Here is a 20,906-nt window from a genome sequence, read left to right as displayed (position 1 = left end):
TAAGCGTTTCCATTGGTTGACGTGATCGGGGCATCTCGACACAACGGTGCTTTGTGACCCATTGGTGCTTTGTAGCCCATTGTCTTCCTGAATACCAGATTACGGATTGCTAGTGATCCTCCCACTGAGGATGCGGGGCAGAGCCTCCGCAGCGGTGGCTGTGACAATCACGCTGGCTAGCTGTGATAAATCCGTCGGCTGTGGGCTGACCTCCACGATCGGAATACCACGCCTATACGCCGTCACAGGCAGCCCGGCGGCAGGGTAGACCACCCCAGAAGTTCCCACGATGAGCAGCGCGTCCGCCGTGGACATCCGACGTTCCGCCTTTACCCACTCATTTTGTGGCAACGGCTCGCCAAACCAGACTACGCCCGGCCGAATGAGCCCACCGCACTCCCTGCATTCTGGTGGCGTAATCTTGTCCACTGGTCTGGTAGGCAGGGCAATCTGCTCACGATAAGGCGTTGCGCAATCCGTGCAGCGGAATTCGAACAAAGAACCATGCAAGTGGGCAACATCTTCACTGCCTGCGCGTTCATGCAGATTATCAATGTTTTGCGTTGTCACGGTCACTTTTCGTGCTGCTGCGAGGGCGCGGTGTCCGGCGTTGGGCTCGGCGCGTTGTGCCAAGTGTGCGCGCCATAAGTACCAGGCAAACATGGTTTCTGGATCGCGATGCCAGGCATCGATCGAAGCCATCGCCTGCGGGTCCACGTTCTCCCACAAGCCGGTCTGCGCATCCCGGTAAGTGGCGATCCCACTATCCGCACTCATGCCCGCGCCAGTAAACACTTCCACCTGTTTGGCGTCGGCAAGAATCTCGTGGGCGTCGATAAGCGATTGCTTCATGCCACAAGCCTACGGTGTGGTGCGAGTTAGCCACCGCGATCAGGCTCAAGAGTGCATGTAATTCGCTACCTAGCTCACGGCAGATTTGTCCTGTTCGCGCTGCGAGTTACTTTGCGTGCCATCACCCTGCACGCGTTGTTTCCGGTTGGATAGCCACAGCCAGATCACCAGGATGAGCAGAAAACTCAGCACTGCAAATGCCACGAATGCCAAAGAGATCACCACGGTATTGCGCGGCTCGTCGAAAAAGATCATGACCACGACCGAGGCTGCGAAGATTGCAGCGAAGAAAGTGATCAGCCAATTCTTTTTCGTGTGCTCCTTGAAGGACATGGTTTTAATTTTAATGGGGGAGCGTTTTGGAGACAATTTTTACCGCACCACAACAATCACACTGCTTGCTCAACTGGCTGTTTATCGACCTACATCTTTTGAAGGAACCTATTAGTAACCCCGCCGGTCATGAATTATTTTCCGACTATTTTATGAGGTATTTATAGGACTGTACACAGGTTATCTGTGCGAAGTCTTATAGATGGGATTTGGGTCATCATGTCTGAAGTTCAGCGCGCGTCCTTGGCAGAGGACACAGAAGATCGGTCGAAGCCGGTCCTCGCATTCAATAGTGCATGGGTGCAAGGTGTTGCACTGACCATGCTTTTCGGCTTTTTCGTCATGGGCTTTTTGGCGTATCGAACTTACGATGCCTCCATGCCGCAGCCAGAAAAGATTGTTTCGCAGGAGTCCGGTGAGACCATCCTGACTTCTGAAGAGATCACCCATGGCCAGGAATTATTCCAGGCCCGCGGCCTGCAACAATATGGCTCTGTGATGGGGCACGGTGCATACCTGGGCCCTGATTTCACCGCGGAGTACCTGCGCATGGCCACTGAGCACGCCAAAGAGCAGAACTCAGCAAACGGTATCCCAGGCTTCATCTCGCCGGAGTCAACGGAAGATGAAGCCATCGTCGAGGAATTCCGCACCAACCGGTTCGACGAACAAACTGGTGTGCTGGAGTGGACCCCGAACCAAATCTCGGCATTCGAAGAAGCGCAAAAACACTACCTGGACTATTTCGGTACTAACTCCGATGTTCACGGTCTGCCGAAGGAGTTCATCAACAACGAAGACGAAATTCACGACCTCACCGGCTTTTTCGCTTGGACCGCATGGGCTTCTGCTGCAGAACGCCCAGGCCATGATTATTCCTACACAAACAACTGGCCAGCAGAGCCACGTGTGAACAACACTCCGACGGCTGACTTAGTTGTGTGGTCGGTGCTCTCTCTAATTGCACTGATCGGTGGTATCGGTCTGATCTTCGCCATCTACGGCCGCTGGTCGCGCCAGATTGGCTGGCACGCTGAAGAGACCCCAAACCTCGATTTCAAACAACCCGGGGAAGTAAAACTGTCCAAATCGCAAAAAGTGGTTGCCTGGTTCGTTCTGGTCACCATGCTGCTGTTCCTCATCCAAGCGCTGCTGGGTGCCGCAGTACAGCATTACCGCGTGGAAATCGAAGGCTTCTTCGGAATCCCGCTGCAAGAAATCTTGCCGTACAACGTCGCGCGTACATGGCACCTGCAATTATCCCTGCTGTGGACTGCCGGTGGTTTGCTGGCCGCCGGTATCTTCCTGGCACCATTCATTGCCCGCCGCGAACCTAAAAAACAAAGCTGGCTGACATGGGCTCTGCTGGGCGCCATCGCCTTTGTCGTCTTCGGTTCCATGGCCTTTGAATGGCTCTCGTCCTTCGGCATCGTGCCAGAAGGCAGCATTTGGTCGCAGCAGTGGGAGTTTTTGGATCTGCCACGTTTCTTCCAGATCCTGCTGACCATCGGCATGTTCCTATGGATCTTCATGATCTTCCGAACCCTGCACGGTCGCCTGAAAACCGAGCACAAGTCGAACATGCCGTGGTTGTTCTTCTTCTCCGGGCTGACCATCCCAGGTTTCTACGCCGTCGGCATGCTTGCAGGCTCGTCGACGCACCTGACTGTTGCAGAGTTCTGGCGTTTCTGGGTTGTCCACCTTTGGGTCGAAGACTTCCTGGAACTCTTTACGACGATCATGGTTGCCTATGTCTTCGTGTTGCTGGGTGTTATTCGCGAAAAGATCGCCCTGGGCATCATCTACTTGGACATCATTTTGTATTCCATTGGTGGCGTGATCGGCACCATGCACCACCTGTATTTCTCCGGTACTCCGGTTGAGCACATGGCGCTGGGGTCGTTCTTCTCTGCCGCCGAGGTGGTCCCGCTGACATTGTTGACCGTCGAAGCCTGGACGTTCATGCAGCTTGGATCTAAACAGCGTGCGACCGGCAAGCGGCCATTCCCACACCGTTGGGCTGTGATGTTCCTGGTTGCCGTTGGTTTTTGGAACTTCTTGGGTGCCGGCATCTTCGGATTCTTGGTCAACCTGCCAATCGTGTCATACTTCCAGATCGGTACCGCCCTGACGGCCAACCACGCACACGGCGCGATGATGGGTGTTTACGGATTCCTTGCCGTCGGCCTAGGCGTGTTCGCGCTCCGTTACCTGACACCTCCGAAGTACTGGTCGGATAAGTCGATGCAGTGGAGCTTCTGGCTACTCAACATTGGCCTGCTGTGGATGGTCTTCATTTCGCTGCTGCCGTTGGGCACATTGCAGCTCTACCACTCGGTTGCGGAAGGTTATGTTGAAGCTCGTTCGCTGGGATACATCACCCAGCCGGATAACGCCCTGATCGAATGGCTGCGCCTGCCTGGCGACGTGATCTTCATGGCCGGTATTCCTGGCTTGATCTGGGGAGCATTCAAGGCCGTGCGTCACAGCGGTGAGATACCAACGATGGAAGATGAGCAAGAATTCCCGGTCACGCCACTGTTTAGCAAGGTGGAATCCGAAGAAAACCTGGAGCCTGTCGGTACTGGAGCACAAGGCCAAGGCTCTCCGGTTGGATTGGTCTCCGGTGGCCATGGCCGCGTCGACAACCGCACGGGCGCAGAAGTCTCGGATACACTGGATAAGCACAAGTCCAACAGCTCCACCAAGTGGGGCGGTAGCTACAGCTCCGACAAGCGTGACGACGACAGCAAGTAAGCAAGCGAGATAGCAATGGAATTACCTGCGGTATTTACCATCCTCAGTTCCATCTATGGTCTGTTCTTGCTCGCCGTGGCGTGGGGCTTTGACCGGATGGCTCGGTCGGCATCCAATCGCACCAATGGCGATCAGACAGGTGGATTCCGCTATATGGAGTCCCACGATGCTTGGCAGTGCCCGGAAGACCAATGGCTGTGGCCTTCCAGCTTCGACCCAGAAAACCGCGTCATGCGTTACCGGGGTAACCCGACCGTGTGCAACACCTGCCCGGTCAAGCAATCCTGCACGATCAGTGCGAAAGGCCGCGAGGTTACTCGTCAGCTTGACCCGTGGCCACATTCGGAGACCGGACGTTTCCACCGTGGGGTTTCTTTGGCGGTGGCGTTGATGGGCTTTATTTTGCCACTCATGTCATTGCTTGTGCATTCGTCGACCGCAGATTTGGTGTTGACTGGTGGAGTGCTGGTCGTGCTGGTCGGTGGCACTATTCCTTTGGCGCGTCACCTGTGGTCCACCCCGTCGAACTTCCCCGAAGAGCTGCCATCGATGGATAATATCGAAGCCGAGGTTAATGCAGCCGTAGCTGATAAATACGGCGTGAAGTACCGTTCGACGAAAGAAGCCATCGCCGGTGTGCGTGACGACGAAGTCTCGCGCCTTGCGAAGAAATACGGCTCCGAGCGCATTCGCGCAACCGGCGAAAACCACGACGAAGTAATTGCTGCAAAATACAAGCACCACTATCGTTCGGATAGCCGATCGCAGCGTCGGTCGCGCAGCAAACCAGTGGAAAACTCCTAAAACACACAAGCCTCATTAGGCATAAAAGGTAAGGCACAGGCGAACTTTTCATGAGCGCACTAGTATTTTGGCCGATCATGGCATTGCTGGCATTGGGAGTGCTGGTGGTGATCATCAGCTATTCGTTTAAGGTAATCAAACAATACGAAAGGGGAGTGGCCTTCCGGTTTGGGCACTTGCGCCCGTTGATGGAACCGGGCGGGCATTGGATCATCCCGGTGATTGACAAGATGGAACGCGTCGACCAGCGCGTGGTTACGTTGACCATCCCGCCACAGGAGATCATCACGAAAGACAACGTCTCGGTGCGTGTGAATGCCGTTGTTATGTTTGAGGTGACCGATTCGATCAAAGCTGTGCTGCAGGTAGAAAACTATGCGGTCGCGACCTCGCAGATCGCGCAGACGACGCTGCGTTCGCTGCTGGGACGTGCCAGTTTGGACGATTTGTTGGCGCACCGCGATGAGCTCAATGAGGATCTTCGACGCATCATCAATGGTCAAACACACCGTTGGGGTGTAGAAACTCGGATTGTCGAAATCAAGGACGTGGAAATTCCGGAACTCATGCAGCGCGCCCTCGCGCGTGAGGCAGAGGCCGAGCGTGAGCGCCGTGCGAAAGTCATTTCGGCACACGGTGAACTGCAATCGTCGAAAGAGCTGCGTGAAGCGGCTGAGGAATTACAAAAGGCGCCAGCCGCTCTGCAATTACGCTACTTGCAGACCATCTTGGAGCTGGGTGCTGACCAGAACTCTACCGTGGTGTTCCCATTGCCCATCGATATTCTGGGTGGGTTCATGGACAACATGGGCAAGTTCCAGCAGGGTTTTAGTGATTTGAACCAAAACCTCAGCTCATTGGTGGGCAATAAAGCTGATGAGTCACCAACGAGTGACAACAACGACTCGCCTGCGGACAACAACTCCGATAGTGGCAAGCAGGCTGGTGAATTCACCTCTTTGGATCTGCGGCCAGAGACTGCCGAATACAAGCTTGACGACGGGTATGGCCAGGACGTCGACGGCGAGAAGGGCGACGATAAAACCGTCGGCAAAGAGTAATCGCGCGCCGCGTTATTCGCAGGCTACGCCGTCCTTGTCTCGGTCTAGCTGTGAGCGATAACCGGGATCGCCTGCGTGCAGGGGAGCGGCACCGGCTGCACGAGCGGCCGCGCAATTCTGGAAATACGTTTCGCCGCCGGGCGCTGCCGGCGGGGCAGCAGGAGCATCGACGTGCGCCGGTGCCACCGGGTGTTCGTTCATCTCGGGATTCGCCCCCGGAGCCTCTGGTGCTGGTGGCTGATCTGCTGGTGCTTCCTGAGCACGTGGGAAGCGTTCGTCGTAACGTTCCGGGAGCACCGTGCCATTGCCACGCCCAGAATGCTCGTGCGCGTTGACTTCGGCTGGGTTTTCCGCTGCGTCTTCAGCACGTGCTTCTTCCATGGATTCTGCCGACGCGGTTGCAGTTTCCGTAAAGGTTTCCGTTGACGTTTCGGTAACCATTGCTTGGTCTGCTGAAGAATCCACATCCGTGCATGATGCTAAGAGGATGCACGTGGTAGAAAGCGTCGCTAAGAGTGTTTTGCGCAGGGAATTCACATGTGGAGATATTTCCTGATGGCTAGCTCTAAAGCAACTCTTACGTTGTTCAAACACTAATCATGCATATAATGTGCTCATGACTATTACAAAGACCTCTCGTCGCCGTACGCTCCGTTCCGCAGCCCTGGGCATCACCGCCGCATCCGCACTGGTGCTGGCCAGCTGCTCTTCTGAAGAAGTTAAAGACACCGCGGCATCGGTAACCTCCGAGGCTGGCGAAGCCGCAGAATCCGCTACCAAGGCTGCTGGCGATGCTGCTGAATCCGCCACCGAAAAGGCCAAAGAAGCCGGGGACAAAGCAATGCAGGCCATTGACGCTGAAATGCGCGTGACCCCGGACCCAGAAGCTGGTGTGGAAGCAGACAGCGAACTGCAGATTGAACTGTCTGGTCTGAACCCGGATCAGGGCTACTACGTCGCTATTTGTGCTGACGATGAAAACGATTCTGAAGGTCGTCCACCACTATGCACCGGTGAGCATGGCGACGAAGCCACCCAGGCTTGGGTCAAGTCTGAGGGTGGCACCGTGGACATGAAAGAAGATGGCACCGCTGTTGTCACCTTGCGCGCGACCCCAACCGGCGAAGGCGTCGACTGCACCACCCAGGACTGCAACGTGCAGTTGTTCGGTGACCACACCGAAGGCTTCAAGCGCGTCGAAGAAACCGAGATCAAGTTCGTTTAAGAACATAGATATGGCGGAACTCTAGCAAGCTACGGTAACTAAGCCGCAATCTTGTTTTGCATTGCCTTCCGCATTCTCTTCGCACAGCCATGTTGGTCATGATGATTGGCATGGCTGTTTTTACGTTTGCGCAAGGCTGCGCAGCGAAAGGTAACCTGGGTTGCCATGAACCCAGTGTCGAGGAAACTGATCAAAGCGCGTTATCTTTCAGGTCTGCCCTGGGCCGTGTTATTTATTGGTGCTTCCATCGCAGCCGCCGTGTTCTGGAGCGGTTGGTTATGGATCGCCACCGCCGTCATAATCGTCTTCGTCCTCTTTCGCATATGGCTTATTCCACGGCAGGTAAAACTGCTTGGTTGGAAAGAAACCGACGACGAACTTCTGATCACCCGCGGTAAAATCTGGCACACCTTCACCGTCGTGCCATATGGGCGGATTCAATTCGTGGATGTTTCTGCAGGCCCCATCGATAAAATCTTTGGTTTAAAAAACGTGAAGCTACACACGGCTTCGTCTTCGTCCGATTCCGATGTCCCCGGGCTAGAAGCTGCCGACGCAGACGCGCTGCGGCAGCGCCTGTCCGAAAAGGCCCGTGAGAGGATGAGCGGCCTATGAGTTCAGCAGAAAACCCTCAGCCACACGGGCAACACCCCACCGGTTCGCACCCAACCGCCGCAGAACCAGCAGACGCACAGCCACCGGCCGAGGCACGAGCCAACCAGCAGCAGTGGCACCGAGTGCACTTCCTCACCCCGATCCTGGAATTCTGGTCGGTGTTGGTTGGTTTGGCCGTCGTCATTTTCGTCAACGTTAACTCGACGATTATCAACGCGGTCTCCAGTTGGGCAGATGGCGAACACCTGACCGACCTGCTCATTGGCACCGCGATTCTGCTCGGCATCGCGGTACTTGTCGTGGGGCTGTCTTATTTCTGGTGGCGGGCCATGGGTTTCCGGCTTGACGACGAAGAAATCGCGCGCAAAAAGGGCGTGTTTTCTACCCAAGTGCGCTCAGCGCGATTCAACCGAATCCAAGCCGTCGACATCGTCGAGCCGTTTATTGCTCGCATCTTTGGCCTCGCGAAAGTCCGCGTCGAGACCGCCGGCGGCTCGGATTCTGTGATTGAAGTCGAATATTTGCGCAAGAAACAAGCAGAACGCCTACGCGCGGAAGTTCTGCAGCGCGTGCGTGGTGAAAAATCAACCGAGCCTGATATCGCGCACTCGGGCATCGCAGAACCCGGTGCACCGGAAGCCGCGTCAGTAGAAACCCCAGCCGGTGATGCCGCGCAAGCACACAAGCCTGATCTCGCCCATCCGGCTCATGCCGCTGAGCAACCGAACCGCGTAATCATCCCGCCGATCCCCACCGGACGGGTGCTCGGCTCAATGGTGCTGCGTCCCAGCACCATGATCGCGATTATCGTCGTGCTTTCTCAGCTGTTTACCGCTCTGAATGTCTTCTCCAGTTTCGTCATCGTCCTTGCCGCCCTGGGCGCGTTGCTTGGCCACATCAACAATGCGTGGCAATTCACCGCCACGCTCAACGAGACCGGCGGGCCGAACAACTCGCCGTCCCTCGACATCGCGTATGGGCTCACCAGCAGGCGTCGGCAATCAGTGCCACTGAACCGCATCCATGCCGTCGAAATCCGCCAACCCGTCCTGTGGCGGCTGACCGGCTGGTGGATCGTGCAGGTAGATGTCGCAGGTTATGGCGCACTATCTGGCAAAGATTCCGGCTCCACGATGATCCTGCCCGTCGGCAGCAAACAACAGGCCCAACAGATTGCCGCGCTGGTCACCCCGCTTGCCGACGAGCAGCTCGCCGAGTTTGCCCGGTCAGACGGTTTCACCCGCCCCCGGTACACCTCGCCGAAGCAAGCGCGCTGGTGCTCGCCGATTGATTACCAACAACAGGGCGTCACGCTTGTCGACGACGCCGTGATCATCCACCACGGGCGAATTGGGCGCAAGGTTGCCATCGTCGCTGAGCCACACATCCAAGAGCTCTCGTTGCGCAGGGGGCCGATACAAGCGCTGCTTGGTTTGCGCAGTTTACGCCTGGACCTGGTCGGCGGGCCAGTGAGCATGGTAGGCGCGGATCTTTCCCCAGACGATGCCGAGGAACTCCTGGAATACTTGCGCCAGCGCACGTTGCCCGAACTAGAACAGGCGGGGACTTTTCACTAGACTCCACCGGCAAAGCCGAGCTGTCGCCACGCCTCAAACACCGCGACGGCAGCAGAATTCGACAAATTCATCGACCGCCGCGCTGGCAGCATGGGGATGCGCACCTGCTCGGTTATCCGCGGGTGCGCTAGCGCCTCGGCAGGCAGCCCGGTGGGTTCTGTGCCAAAAAGCAAAATATCGCCGTCCTGGTAGTTCACCTCAGTGTGAAAGGTTTTGGCACCAGTGCTAAAGGCAAACACCCGGCCGTCGCCAAGCGATTCCAAACACGCGTCCAAGTTGGGGTGAATCTGCAGATCCGCTAGATCGTGATAATCCAGCCCCGCGCGTTTCAAATGTTTATCGTCGAAATTGAACCCCAGCGGCTCCACCAAATGCAGGTGGGCCCCGGTTACCGCAGCTAAGCGGATCGCGTTGCCGGTATTCGAGGGGATCACCGGATTATCAAAGACAACATGCAAATCGGCCATGGCAAGAGTCTAGAATGGTAGCCGTGACTGCATTGACATTGGATGGAAAACTCTACCGAGACGAAATCTTCGACGACTTGAAAAAGCGCGTCGACAAGCTACGCGACAAGGGCATTACCCCTGGTCTGGCCACGGTGTTGGTGGGTGATGATCCAGGCTCGCACAGGTACGTCAAAATGAAGCACCGCGACTGTGAAGCTCTGGGCATCAACTCGATCCGTCGTGACCTGCCCGGCGATATCAGCCAGGAAGAATTGCTCGCTGTCATCGATGAACTCAACGCGGACCCAGCCTGTACCGGCTATATCGTGCAGTTGCCGTTGCCGAAGCACCTCAACGAGAACGAGGTGCTGGAGCGTATCGACCCCGAAAAGGACGCCGACGGCCTGCACCCAGTGAACCTGGGCAAGCTGGTGCTCAACGAGGACGCGCCTCTGCCATGCACCCCGAATGGTTGCATTTCGCTGCTCCGCCGTTTCGGCGTCGAGCTTGATGGCGCAAAAGTTGTGGTGATCGGCCGTGGCGTGACCGTGGGCCGCCCAATCGGTCTGATGCTGACGCGTCGCAGCGAAAACTCCACTGTCACCCTGTGCCACACCGGAACCAAAGACCTGGCCGCAGAAACCAAAGCTGCTGATGTCATCATCGCGGCTGCCGGCGTGCCGCATATGCTCACCGCAGACATGGTGAAAGAAGGTGCTGCAGTGCTGGACGTGGGCGTTTCGCGTGTCGACGGCAAACTCGCCGGAGATGTGGCCCCCGATGTTTGGGAGAAAGCCGGTGCGGTCTCGCCCAACCCCGGCGGCGTGGGCCCGCTGACCCGTGCCTTCCTGGTGCACAACGTGGTGGAGCGCGCAGAATTGCATGCCGGATAAACCACACTCGCACCAGGCTGGGCGTCGCACTGGCCAACCAGTCACTGGCGGTGCGCAATCCCTGACGACCCGCCAAAAGAAGGCAGACCGCAGCGGCCTGGCCAACCCACACGACCTGAACCTGGCTGCCTCCCGCGTGCCTGGTTGGTTGCAATGGTCTGGCATGGCTGCGTTTATCGTGCTGCTGGCCGCCGCCGCGTGGTTTTTGTTCGCGGATCATTGGCGCCGAGCCACGTTTGCCCTGGGCGTGGCGATGCTCTGGCTGGCAGCACTGCGCCTGACCTGTGACTCTGCGAAGTTGGGCGTCTTTGCTGTGCGTTCGCGCCGGTTCGACGCCGCTTTCAGCGTTGTTGCCGGGGCAGCGCTGATGTTTTTATCCGCCTCAGTCGACGCACTGGGTAGTTAGTTGTGCGGTGTAGTTAGTTGTGCGCCGCAAATAGTAGAAAGTTGCACCAATGTCACCAATGGATACTTGGGAGCCCACACTGGGCACAGCACCGCTTTTAGCCATCGCCGCGGCAGCCGTCGCAACGATTTTGGTGCTGGTGATTTATTTCCGCATCCACGCGTTCATCACCCTGATCACCGTCTCCGCACTGACGGCCTTGGCGACGGGTATCCCATTAGCAGGCGTCGTCCCGACCATGACCGACGGCTTCGGCTCCACCTTGGCATCGGTGGCCTTGTTGGTCGGTCTGGGGGCGATGCTTGGTCGTTTGGTAGAAAACTCCGGTGGCGCGCAGTCGCTGGCGGAATTGCTGGTGCGTAAATTCGGTGAAAAGCGTGCCCCGTTTGCCCTGGGTGTGGCATCGCTGCTGATGGGCTTTCCCATTTTCTTCGACGCCGGGCTCATCGTTATGCTGCCGGTCATCTTTGCGGTCGCACGACGCCTGGACGGCCCGATTCTGGCTTACGGCATCCCGGCAGCCGGCGCGTTTTCTGTCACCCACGTTTTCTTGCCACCGCACCCAGGGCCGGTAGCAGCTGCCGAATTCTACAATGCGGATATCGGGCTGATCTTGCCGTTCGGCCTGCTTATCGCCTTGCCGACGTGGTATATCTCTGGCTATGTGTGGGGGCAGTTCCTGGGCCGCAAATTCCCGCTGCCGGTACCTGATTTGCTGTTGGGCGCGCGCTCCGAGGCTCCGAAGAACCCGGCGGGCGCTGGTTCCGTCGCTACGATCCTGCTGCTGCCGATGCTCCTGATTTTCGGCAACACCGGCGCGAACACCGCCGCCACCGCAGGCTGGATCGACGGTGATTCTGGGCTTGTGCAGTTCCTACGTTTCCTCGGACAAACCCCAATCGCCCTGCTGATTACCGCATTCGTAGCCATCGCTGTGTTGGGGTTGCGTAGGGGAGTAAGCCGCGAAGCCATTGAAAAATCCATGGACGGCGCGCTCGGTCCTATCTGTTCCGTCGTGCTGATCACCGGCGCTGGCGGCATGTTCGGTGGCGTATTGCGTACCTCGGGCATTGGTGACGCGCTCGCCGAATCCATGGAAGGCATGGGCATCCCGTTGATTCTCGCCGCCTACCTGATTGCTGCCGCACTCCGCGTTGCCCAAGGCTCGGCGACTGTCGCCTTGACGACGGCCGCAGCCCTGATGGCACCGGGCGTGGCTGCCGCGGATTACTCCGAAGTCGCGCTAGCACTGATCGTCTTGGCGACGGCCGCCGGTTCCGTCATTGCCTCCCACGTCAACGATTCTGGCTTCTGGCTGGTGGGCAGACTGATGGGCATGGATACCGCGACTACTCTGAAGACCTGGACGGTGAATCAAACACTGATCTCCATTATCGGTTTCGCTCTGGTTATGGTGATCTACGGCGTCAGCGCGCTGTAATCCAGTCCTTCATTGCCTCCGCCACCAGGGTTGGTGGTTCGGCGACATCAAAACTCGCGCCGGGTTCATCGGCACGCAGCGGCTCCAAAGTAGCTAGCTGCGAGTCCAGCAAATGCGCCGGCATGAAATGCTTAGTGCGCTCCAGCATGCGTTGCTCCAGCAGTTCGCGTGAGCCTGTGCAGTGCACAAACACGGTGCCCGGGCACTCAGAGAGCAATACCTCGCGGTAGCTGTGCTTCAACGCGCTGCACGCAACGATCGCGCCGTGTTCTTGTTCGGCGAGCCAATTGCCGACGCGTCGCAACCACGGCCAGCGGTCGGCGTCGTCAAGCGGGATGCCGCTGGCCATTTTGTCGATATTGGCTTGCGGGTGAAAATCATCCCCGTCGAGGTAAACCAGCCCTAAAAGGTTTGCCAGTTCCGCGCCGACGGTGGTCTTCCCGCTCCCAGAAACCCCCATCACTACGATGTGATGGGGCAGTGGTGTATCCGGTGCATGTTCAGGCATGTTGGTGATCCTAACACCTGCCGGGAACCTCACTGGCGGCTGTGTTGTTGTGACTCAGCGTTGTTGTGTGGTGGCAAGCCCAAACTTGCTGCGTACGACGTAATCGCACTCGCTTGCGCCGGTGCCGTGATCGAGATGACGTCGCGCAGGTACGGCCACAGACGCGGGTGGTCTTTGCCGTAGTAGCCTTCTGCCAAGAACGCGAAATTCACGCAGTAGTCTATGCTCGCCTGCCCCAGTGCTTTCTCGGCAGCGTAGATGGGCAGACGTGGCGTAATATCTTCGCTGAAAAAATAGGTCCAGGTTATCCACCGCGCGATTTCCGCCCCAGCAGACGCATTCGCTGAGCTCACCACAGCCTTGGCTGCGGATAAATGCAGGGCAAGAGCATCGTTCAGCGTATTTTTCGCAGCCTTACTTCCTGCCAGGCTCAGCGTACGGTTGCTGGCAAGTTGCTTTATGAATTCCTCGAGGTACGGAAGCATCAATTCTGTATGCCCATGGTCAAGGAAATGCCGAAAAATCACCATCATTTCTTCAAACCGAGCAGTTTGTTCGCGCTTGCCGACGCCCGCGTTCAGACTTGAGTGCGCACCAGCCCCAGATGGCGGGCTGCTTTCTGTCCACCGCGGCGGCAGAAAGCTCCCAATGGCTTTGCCAAGGTGATCTTCGAGAAACTCCGAAATGCTCACGGTCGTGCCAGTATGCGCCAAGACATGTAGCTGTAGCGGGAGCTGGACCTGTGGTTCCCACTGAAAAATTTTCCGGAATGCACTAACGATTTCACTAGGGCTCGCGGTGTCGACGAAGTTTTCTAGGAAACGATCCTCAGACGCTTGAAATAATGCGATGCTGCGTAAACCGACGGCGACGCAGTGCTTGCACCATTGGTGCTGCACAGGGCAGGTGCAATAGGTGATGGGCGTTCCTTCGACCAGCTTGATGTGCACCTCATAGGGATGGATTGCCGATCCCTGCACGAAAGCTTTAATAGATTTGTCGGTCACTGTGTGGCCGGAAATTGCTGTGGAATCAATTTTTGATCCCTTGTGGAAGCTTCCCGAATCTGTGTGGGCGGCGATGTAAGTACGAGTAAGGAGGTTAATTAAATAAGACTGCTGTGGCAACGACATAACTTAAGAATAGGGTGCTGCTGCACACACAGCCCCACATTGTCGAATATGTTTGCTAATTAATGAATATTCGCACACCCGCGGAGCCCCATGGCGGATAGACCGACCAGGGCGGGCAAGTTTAAATACTGTAGGGCTCCGGCAGGGATAGCTTGAAAAACTTCCGGAAAATGCGATCTAACTGCCGGGTTTCCGTTAGGAACGCGTCGTGGCCAACCGGCGAGACAATCTTCGCCATGCCCAAGAAGTTGCCAATATTCCGCGAGAGATGTTCCTGCTGGTGATATGGGTACAAAATGTCCGTGTCGACGCCAATGATCATCGTCGGCACGGTCGAACGTCCGAGGGCGCGATTGAGACCGCCACGCCCGCGCCCAATATCGTGCCGGTTAAGCGCCTCGGTGAGTGCGACGTAGGAACCGGCATCGAAGCGTTCCGACAGCTTGATGCCCTGGTATTCCAGGTAGCTATTGACCGCGAAGCGCTGGGTAGGGTCACGGAATTCGCCGAAGGGGTTTTCGCCTTCGTTCGCATCGGAGCCGAAGCGTTCGTCGATCTCCTGCTCGCCACGGTAAGTCAGGTGTGCGATCCGGCGGGCGGCGCACAGACCTTCGAGAGGGTAGTCGTCGGTGTCGTGGTAGTCGCCACCGTGCCAGTTGATGTCGCGCTCAATGGCGGAAATCTGTGCGCACTGAATGCCAATCTGCCAACCAGAAGCACGGGCGGATACCGCCAGGATGCATACCGCATCCATCATTTCTGGGTAGAGTAGTGACCACTCGAGCGCGCGGGCACCGCCCATGGAGCCGCCAATAACGGCGTGGACCTTTTCCAACCCGAGCTTGTCGAGCAGCCGACGTTCCGCGGCGACAATATCCCGGATCGATACTGCCGGGAAGCGCGAACCCCATGCCCGGCCGTCGGAGGCAATGCTGGATGGGCCGGTGGAACCGTGGCAGCCGCCCAGCGCATTGACACAGATGAAGCACCAGCGCGAAGTATCGAGAGCTCGCCCGGGGCCGAGCAATTCACCCCACCAATCCGCGACGTCGGAGGAGCCAGTCAGGGCATGCTCGATCAGGATGACGTTATTGGGTCCGTCCAACTCACCCCGGAAAGCTCCAAAGACGTGATATCCCAGCGTGACCTCATCCATCATGGCGCCAGCTTCCGTGCGGAATTCGCCGATGCTGGCGTGGTTCAGCGTGGAGGTTGGGCCAAAAGGCGTGGTGTGAGGCATATCTGTCGCTTTCCGACGTGGACGGTAACTTGCTTCACACAGTCTAGATGAACAGAGCTGTCTACTTATAGAATTATATTCTGCTTCCGCGGCGGTGTTCGTCGGCAAGTCAGATGTAGCTGATGTAGCTGTGTTTCAGATCTGGTTTTCCATTCTTGTGATGTGGCTGACATAATGGTGTGGACTGCTCAACAATCTGTGATTATTAATAATCATTCTTGACGACGGAAAGGCTCCAGCTCGTGAGCGAAAAACACACTCCCGCTTCAGCGCAAACCGAAACCGCAGGCGGCCAAGGTACAGCTGGCGACCCCGGGACAACAACCGATCCTGGCCACGATCAGGACGTCCGTGGCGAAAAGCCCAACAATGCGAAATGGGCCCTGGCGCTGTTTGGTACTGCCGTAGGTGCCGGTATCCTTTTCTTACCTATTAACGCCGGTAGTTTCGGTTTCTGGCCGCTGCTGGTGGCCACACTCATGATCGGCCCCATGGCATTTCTGTCACACCGTGCCTACGCGCGCATGCTCAGTGGCTCCTCGCAACAAGGCCAAGACGTGCTGGAAGTGGTCACGGGCTTCTTCGGCAAAAACATCGGTATTCTGATCGCTCTGATCTACTGGTTCACGGTGTTCCCGATCGTCATGATCTACGGCATTTCCATCACCAACACCGTCGACAGCTTCATCCAAAACCAGCTGAACGGACCAGAAATCTCACGCCCAATCTTGGCGACGCTCTGCGTTGGCTTGATGACACTCGGCTTCGCCTTGGGCCGCAACGCTGCGTTGCTAGTCGCGCAATTTGTGATCTACCCGTTGATCGTGGCGCTGGCCGCTGTCTCGCTGTATTTGATCCCGCAATGGGATTTCAGCTCGTTCTACCACTACAGCGCCGACGGTTTCGTCGCTAACCTTGGCGATATCATCCTGATCATGCCCGTGTTGGTGTTTTCGTTTAGCTTCCTGGCGGCAATTTCGCAGTTCGTGCTGGATACAGAGCGCTTTTACGGCGACGACGCCGAAAAGCAATCGTCGAAGATCGTCCTAATTGCTACCGCGCTGCTGACGGTTTTCACCATGTTTTTCGTCTGGTCTTCGGCACTTGCGCTGGGCGCTGATGGCATGGAGGAAGCCTACGAGCAGAACATTCCGGTGCTGTCTTATCTGGCAAACGAAACTGGCACGCAATTCTTGGCCTATATTGCACCAATCGTGGTTATCTGTGCGATCGTCTCGTCCTACTTCGGCCACCTGCTGGCGACGGTGGAAGGCACCCGTTACTTTGGCAAACTTGTGGCCCCAAGGCTCATGCGGGATACCAAACCACGCACCGTGGCCATTGCTATCTACCTGTTCGTTTTTATCGTGGTCACGGCCGTGGCGATCATCAACCCATCCATTTTGGACATGATCACCTTGATCGGTGGTATTTTCATGGGCTTCATGACTTACTTGCTGCCAGTGTGGGCCATCTACCGCATCGATGCGCTCAATCGTTTCCGGCCGGTAGTCAGCAACTGGTTTGTGGTCATTATCGGTGTGGTTGTGATGGTCGGAACCTTCTGGGACGTGTTGCGCAACCTGGTGGGTTAAGCAAGGCTGCGGGGCGTGGGTTCCGCGAAAGTCCAGGTGAAAACTTTTGTAGGCCGAAGCTAGTGGTGCGTTTTTACAAATAGGCGCGAAAAAAGCCCCTGTTTTGCTGCACTATTTGTAAAAACGCACCAAACCGCGAATAACCAAGCAGTATCCAGGCATTATCCAGCGCGTCATTATCCGGCCAGCACTAAACCGCGAGCAACCGGGCACCAAAAAGCGCCCGAGGCAAAACCCAGCCTCGGGCGCTTTAAGCTTTAAATGTGTGTCTGCGCCGGATATCCGGCGCAGACACCGCAGCTACTCGTGAGGTTTTACTTCTTCAGATCTTCCATCAGCTGGTTGTAGGTAGCCGATGGGCGCATGACCTTGGAAGCCTTGTCGTCGGATGGCTGGAAGTAGCCACCCAAATCAGCGCTGTCGCCCTGAACTTCCATAAGCTCGGCATCGATCTTGTCAGCAGCTTCGGAGAACTTCTCCGCGATTGGGGCGAAGTGCTCAGCCAGCTCAGAATCCTCCGACTGTGCTGCCAGTTCCTGAGCCCAGTACATCGCCAGGTAGAAGTGAGAACCACGGTTGTCGATTTCGCCTACCTTGCGGGAAGGCGACTTGCCCTCGTCGAGAAGCTTCTCGGTGGCCTTGTCCAGCGTCGAGGCCAAAACAGAGGCCTTCGCGTTGTCGTTCTTGGAAGCCTCGTGACGGAAGGACTCCGCCAACGCCAGGAATTCCCCCAGGGAGTCCCAGCGCAGGTGGTTTTCTTCCAGAACCTGCTGCACGTGCTTCGGAGCGGAACCGCCAGCACCGGTCTCGAACAGTCCGCCGCCAGCCATCAGCGGAACTACCGACAGCATCTTCGCGGAAGTACCCAGTTCCAAGATAGGGAACAGGTCGGTGTTGTAATCACGCAGCACGTTACCGGTTACGGAGATGGTGTCCTCACCGTTGCGCATGCGCTCGACGGACTTCTTGGTGGCAGAGACCGGATCCATGATGGTGATGTCCAAGCCCTCGGTGTCGTGATCTTCGAGGTACTTGTTCACCAGCTTGATCAGGGTGGCGTCGTGGCCGCGGTTTTCATCCAACCAGAAGATGGCTGGCATGCCGGAAGTACGCGCACGGGAAACAGCCAGCTTGACCCAGTCCTGGATTGGCTCATCCTTGGTTTGGGTGGCGCGCCAGATATCGTTTTCTTCCACGTCGTGGGAGATCAGAACCTCACCGGCGCTGTTGCGCACCTCGACGGTGCCTGCAGAGGGGATCTTGAAGGTCTTGTCGTGGGAGCCGTATTCTTCGGCCTTCTTGGCCATCAGGCCCACGTTTGGAACGGTACCCAGGGTGGTTGGGTCGTACTGGCCGTTCGCCTGGGAATCCTCGATGACGGTCTGGTACACACCGGCGTAGGAAGAATCCGGGATGATAGCCAAGGCGTCCTGGGTTTCGTCGTTCTTGTTCCACATCTGTCCGCCGGTCTTCATCATTGCAGGCATGGAAGCGTCCACGATGACATCCGAAGGCACGTGCAAGGCGGTGATTCCCTTGTGGGAATTGACGTAAGCCAGCGGGGCGCCGTCTTCCTGCGCCTTGTCGAAGGCCTGCTTGATCTCGTCGCCGTTGTCCAGCTTGTCCAGGTTTTCCAGGATATGGCCCAGGCCGTTCTCGCCATTCAGCCCGGCTTCGATCAGCTCTTCGCCGTACTTCTCAAAAACTTCGTGGAAGTACGCACGTACCACGTGGCCGAATAGAATCGGGTCGGAGACCTTCATCATGGTGGCCTTCAAGTGAGCCGAGAACAGAAGGTTATTTTCCTTGGCGTAAGCGACCTGCTCGCGCAAGAAATCATCCAAGGCTTTCGCAGACATGAAGGTGGCGTCGACTACTTCGCGGTCTTCAACCTTCAGACCTTCCTTCAGTACCTTTTCGGAGCCGTCGGCGGCCTTGAGGACAAACTTCAATTCGTCGTCGCCGTCGATGATGACGGACTTCTCGTTGTGTGCGAAGTCGTTGGCATCCATGGTGGCCACGGCGGACTTGGAATCTGTTGGCCAGTCCTGCATGGAGTGCGGGTGCTTCTTGGTGAAGTTCTTGACAGCCTGTGGTGCGCGGCGGTCAGAGTTGCCCTCGCGTAGCACTGGGTTTACGGCAGAACCCTTCACCGAGTCATAGCGGTTGCGGATGTCTTCTTCTTCGGCGTTAGCGGGCTTGTCTGGGTAATCAGGAAGGTCGTAGCCGCCTTCCTGGAGTTCCTTGATGGCGTTCTTTAGCTGCACGAGGGAAGCTGAGATATTTGGCAGCTTGATGATGTTCGCTTCTGGCTTCTGAGCCAGTTCGCCGAGTTGTGCCAGGGCGTCGTCCATTTTCTGCTCTTCAGTCAAACGCTCTGGGAACTGGGAGATGATACGACCAGCCAGGGAGATATCGGCAGTTTCAACATCAATATTCGCAGTGGAAGCAAAAGCCTCGACTACTGGCTTGAATGAGTAGGTTGCCAGCAGAGGGGCTTCGTCGGTACGGGTCCAAATAATCTTCGCCATCTCAGACTCCTTAAAATTTTCGTCACTAAAATGTCGCGGTACCAGGTTACCTACAAAAGCAATCGTCTGCCGTAAAGGCCATAAAGATTGTCAGCCATAAACGCCATGAAGCTGGCCCAACGCCGTGTGTTGTCGTGGCGCATAACACACAACAAACGGGAAACTAGGCACCTGCATGTTTTTCGGCGTAGGGTCACATGCGTGCCACACCTGAGTCATTTGCGCAAGATTGCTTCTGCCCCTCGTCGTCGAGCCCTGCCACGGCAAACTGAGATCACAGAGAAACGACGTTATATCGTCATGGTTGCCCTGGGGCTGGGTGGATTCGGTATTGGAGTTACCGAATTCGTGTCCATGGGTTTGTTGTCGCTGATCGCCGAGGATTTCGGGGTCACGGAAGACTCTGCGGGACGCATCATTTCCCTGTACGCGTTGGGCGTCGTCATCGGTGCGCCGGCGATCACTGCTGTCACAGGAAAGATTCCCCGGCGACGGTTGCTGCTTCTGCTGGTTGGTGCGTTCATCGCAGGAAACTTCTTGTCGGTCATCGCGCCGAGCTATGAATTCTTACTTGCAGCCCGTTTTCTTGCGGGTTTGCCACATGGCGCATATTTCTCGGTGGCGGGTTTGGCCGCGGCTTCGATGGCGCCGGAGGGTGAACGCGGACGTGCGATTTCCTTTGTCTCGATGGGGCTGTCCTTTGCCACCGTCGGCGGTGTTCCTGCAGCACAGGCGCTGGGGCAAGCCTTTGGCTGGCACGCGTCGTACGTTTTCGTCACGGCTGTTGGCGTTATTACGCTGCTGTCGTTGTGGTACCTGATGCCGCACATGGTGCGCATGGGTGCGACCTCGGTTCGTACGGAGTTGGGCGCATTGCAGCGTGGCCAGGTATGGCTCACCCTGGCGATGGGCACCGTTGGTTTCGGCGGCATGTTCGCGGTCTACACCTACATCTCCTGGACGATGACCGAACAAGCTGGGCTGGATCCGTCACTGATGTGGGTGGTCCTCATGGCTTACGGCATTGGTATGGTTGCGGGCACTTGGTTCGGTGGGCGCGTTGCTGACTGGAACTTGGAAAAAGGCATCCTGTTTGCTTTGGCGATGATCTGCCTGGTGCTGGTTGCGTTCTATTTCACCTCGTCGAATCCGTGGTTAGGTACCATCAACTTCGGCCTGGTAGGTTTTTTCGGTTCGACGCTGGTGCCATCGCTGCAGATTCGTTTGATGGATACCGCTGGCGACGCGCAGACTCTGGCTGCTGCGTTGAACCATTCCGCACTGAACATGGCGAATGCTGCGGGTGCTGCGCTGGGTGGTGCGGTGATTTCCGCCGGTTACAGCTACAGCGCTCCATCGCTTGCTGGTGCCGCTTTGGCCATTGCTGCAATCGTTATTTGGTTTCCGACTATTTGGTTGCGCCACAAGTCCTTCACTAAAACGGGACAAGCTGTTCACTAAGACCGGTTAGTTTCCACACTGTGAC

Annotated in this window: 17 protein-coding genes and 2 pseudogenes; 11 read left to right on the top strand and 8 right to left on the bottom strand. The window is 56.9% G+C overall.

What is annotated here, in order from left to right:
- Window positions 1-99 precede the first annotated feature (99 nt).
- The gene (locus tag A5774_RS09545) at window positions 100-852 is read right to left on the bottom strand and encodes an NAD-dependent deacylase (protein WP_021351889.1); all 753 of its coding nucleotides are present in this window, start codon (window positions 850-852) and stop codon (window positions 100-102) included.
- A 69-nt stretch (window positions 853-921) separates the two neighbouring features.
- Window positions 922-1,185: a hypothetical protein gene (locus tag A5774_RS09540; RefSeq protein WP_023019034.1), complete on the bottom strand. Its 264-nt coding sequence runs from the start codon at window positions 1,183-1,185 to the stop codon at window positions 922-924.
- Between the two features lie 219 nt (window positions 1,186-1,404).
- Between A5774_RS09540 and A5774_RS09535 the strand changes: the two genes are divergently transcribed.
- From A5774_RS09535 to A5774_RS09525, 3 genes and pseudogenes are all read left to right on the top strand, one after another.
- Window positions 1,405-3,942 (top strand): nitric-oxide reductase large subunit, encoded by a 2,538-nt coding sequence (locus A5774_RS09535; RefSeq protein ID WP_035000472.1) that lies wholly within the window; start codon window positions 1,405-1,407, stop codon window positions 3,940-3,942.
- 15 nt (window positions 3,943-3,957) lie between these two features.
- Window positions 3,958-4,563: pseudogene (locus tag A5774_RS09530) on the top strand (hypothetical protein); the annotation flags it as partial.
- Between the two features lie 260 nt (window positions 4,564-4,823).
- A pseudogene (locus tag A5774_RS09525) lies at window positions 4,824-5,552 on the top strand (SPFH domain-containing protein); the annotation flags it as partial.
- A gap of 267 nt (window positions 5,553-5,819) precedes the next feature.
- Here A5774_RS09525 and A5774_RS09520 read toward each other — a convergent pair.
- Entirely contained in the window at window positions 5,820-6,272 is a 453-nt protein-coding gene (locus tag A5774_RS09520; RefSeq protein ID WP_231892410.1) for an excalibur calcium-binding domain-containing protein, read from the bottom strand.
- Between the two features lie 151 nt (window positions 6,273-6,423).
- Here A5774_RS09520 and A5774_RS09515 point away from each other — a divergent pair, with 151 nt between their 5' ends.
- From A5774_RS09515 to A5774_RS09505, 3 genes are all read left to right on the top strand, one after another.
- The gene (locus tag A5774_RS09515) at window positions 6,424-7,032 is read left to right on the top strand and encodes a hypothetical protein (protein ID WP_064834587.1); all 609 of its coding nucleotides are present in this window, start codon (window positions 6,424-6,426) and stop codon (window positions 7,030-7,032) included.
- A gap of 165 nt (window positions 7,033-7,197) precedes the next feature.
- Window positions 7,198-7,647 carry a PH domain-containing protein gene (locus tag A5774_RS09510; RefSeq protein ID WP_021351879.1) on the top strand — a complete coding sequence of 150 codons (450 nt, stop codon included), beginning with the start codon at window positions 7,198-7,200 and terminating at the stop codon, window positions 7,645-7,647.
- Window positions 7,644-9,224, top strand: a complete 1,581-nt coding sequence (locus tag A5774_RS09505) for a PH domain-containing protein (RefSeq protein WP_082936198.1) — start codon at window positions 7,644-7,646, stop codon at window positions 9,222-9,224. The genes A5774_RS09510 and A5774_RS09505 overlap by 4 nt, the downstream gene beginning before the upstream one ends.
- On the opposite strand, the gene A5774_RS09500 is transcribed toward A5774_RS09505, so the two are convergent.
- Complete coding sequence (locus tag A5774_RS09500) at window positions 9,221-9,691, bottom strand: tRNA (cytidine(34)-2'-O)-methyltransferase (protein ID WP_027017566.1); 471 nt, start codon at window positions 9,689-9,691, stop codon at window positions 9,221-9,223. The genes A5774_RS09505 and A5774_RS09500 overlap by 4 nt on opposite strands.
- A gap of 23 nt (window positions 9,692-9,714) precedes the next feature.
- Between A5774_RS09500 and A5774_RS09495 the strand changes: the two genes are divergently transcribed.
- The 3 genes from A5774_RS09495 to A5774_RS09485 are packed head-to-tail and all read left to right on the top strand — an operon-like array spanning window position 9,715 to window position 12,413.
- A complete protein-coding gene (locus A5774_RS09495) occupies window positions 9,715-10,566 on the top strand; it encodes a bifunctional methylenetetrahydrofolate dehydrogenase/methenyltetrahydrofolate cyclohydrolase (protein WP_156519607.1) in 852 nt (283 codons plus the stop codon).
- Window positions 10,556-10,972, top strand: a complete 417-nt coding sequence (locus A5774_RS09490) for a DUF3017 domain-containing protein (protein ID WP_082936197.1) — start codon at window positions 10,556-10,558, stop codon at window positions 10,970-10,972. Before A5774_RS09495 ends, A5774_RS09490 begins: the two co-directional genes overlap by 11 nt.
- 58 nt (window positions 10,973-11,030) lie before the next feature.
- On the top strand, window positions 11,031-12,413 hold the full coding sequence (locus A5774_RS09485; protein ID WP_064834657.1) for a GntP family permease: 1,383 nt from the start codon (window positions 11,031-11,033) through the stop codon (window positions 12,411-12,413).
- Here A5774_RS09485 and A5774_RS09480 read toward each other — a convergent pair.
- The 3 genes from A5774_RS09480 to A5774_RS09470 all read right to left on the bottom strand — a co-directional run bounded on the left by A5774_RS09480 (window position 12,400) and on the right by A5774_RS09470 (window position 15,294).
- Window positions 12,400-12,921, bottom strand: coding sequence for a gluconokinase (locus A5774_RS09480; RefSeq protein WP_156519606.1), 522 nt, complete (start codon window positions 12,919-12,921; stop codon window positions 12,400-12,402). The two genes, A5774_RS09485 and A5774_RS09480, sit on opposite strands and share 14 nt — an antisense overlap.
- A gap of 29 nt (window positions 12,922-12,950) precedes the next feature.
- Window positions 12,951-14,054 (bottom strand): SWIM zinc finger domain-containing protein, encoded by a 1,104-nt coding sequence (locus tag A5774_RS09475; RefSeq protein WP_064834583.1) that lies wholly within the window; start codon window positions 14,052-14,054, stop codon window positions 12,951-12,953.
- A gap of 121 nt (window positions 14,055-14,175) precedes the next feature.
- On the bottom strand, window positions 14,176-15,294 hold the full coding sequence (locus tag A5774_RS09470; RefSeq protein ID WP_064834581.1) for a homoserine O-acetyltransferase: 1,119 nt from the start codon (window positions 15,292-15,294) through the stop codon (window positions 14,176-14,178).
- Window positions 15,295-15,536: 242 nt separating this feature from the next.
- Here A5774_RS09470 and A5774_RS09465 point away from each other — a divergent pair, with 242 nt between their 5' ends.
- Window positions 15,537-16,889, top strand: coding sequence for a septum formation initiator (locus tag A5774_RS09465; protein WP_064834579.1), 1,353 nt, complete (start codon window positions 15,537-15,539; stop codon window positions 16,887-16,889).
- A 314-nt stretch (window positions 16,890-17,203) separates the two neighbouring features.
- On the opposite strand, the gene A5774_RS09460 is transcribed toward A5774_RS09465, so the two are convergent.
- The gene (locus tag A5774_RS09460) at window positions 17,204-19,420 is read right to left on the bottom strand and encodes an NADP-dependent isocitrate dehydrogenase (RefSeq protein WP_064834577.1); all 2,217 of its coding nucleotides are present in this window, start codon (window positions 19,418-19,420) and stop codon (window positions 17,204-17,206) included.
- Between the two features lie 201 nt (window positions 19,421-19,621).
- Here A5774_RS09460 and A5774_RS09455 point away from each other — a divergent pair, with 201 nt between their 5' ends.
- Window positions 19,622-20,881, top strand: a complete 1,260-nt coding sequence (locus A5774_RS09455) for an MFS transporter (RefSeq protein ID WP_035000476.1) — start codon at window positions 19,622-19,624, stop codon at window positions 20,879-20,881.
- Window positions 20,882-20,906 lie beyond the last annotated feature (25 nt).

The sequence above is a fragment of the Corynebacterium sp. EPI-003-04-2554_SCH2473622 genome (genome assembly GCF_001665955.1).
In the GTDB taxonomy this organism is placed as follows: Bacteria; Actinomycetota; Actinomycetes; order Mycobacteriales; family Mycobacteriaceae; genus Corynebacterium; species Corynebacterium pseudodiphtheriticum.
This window is presented reverse-complemented; position numbering and strand designations above follow the sequence as displayed.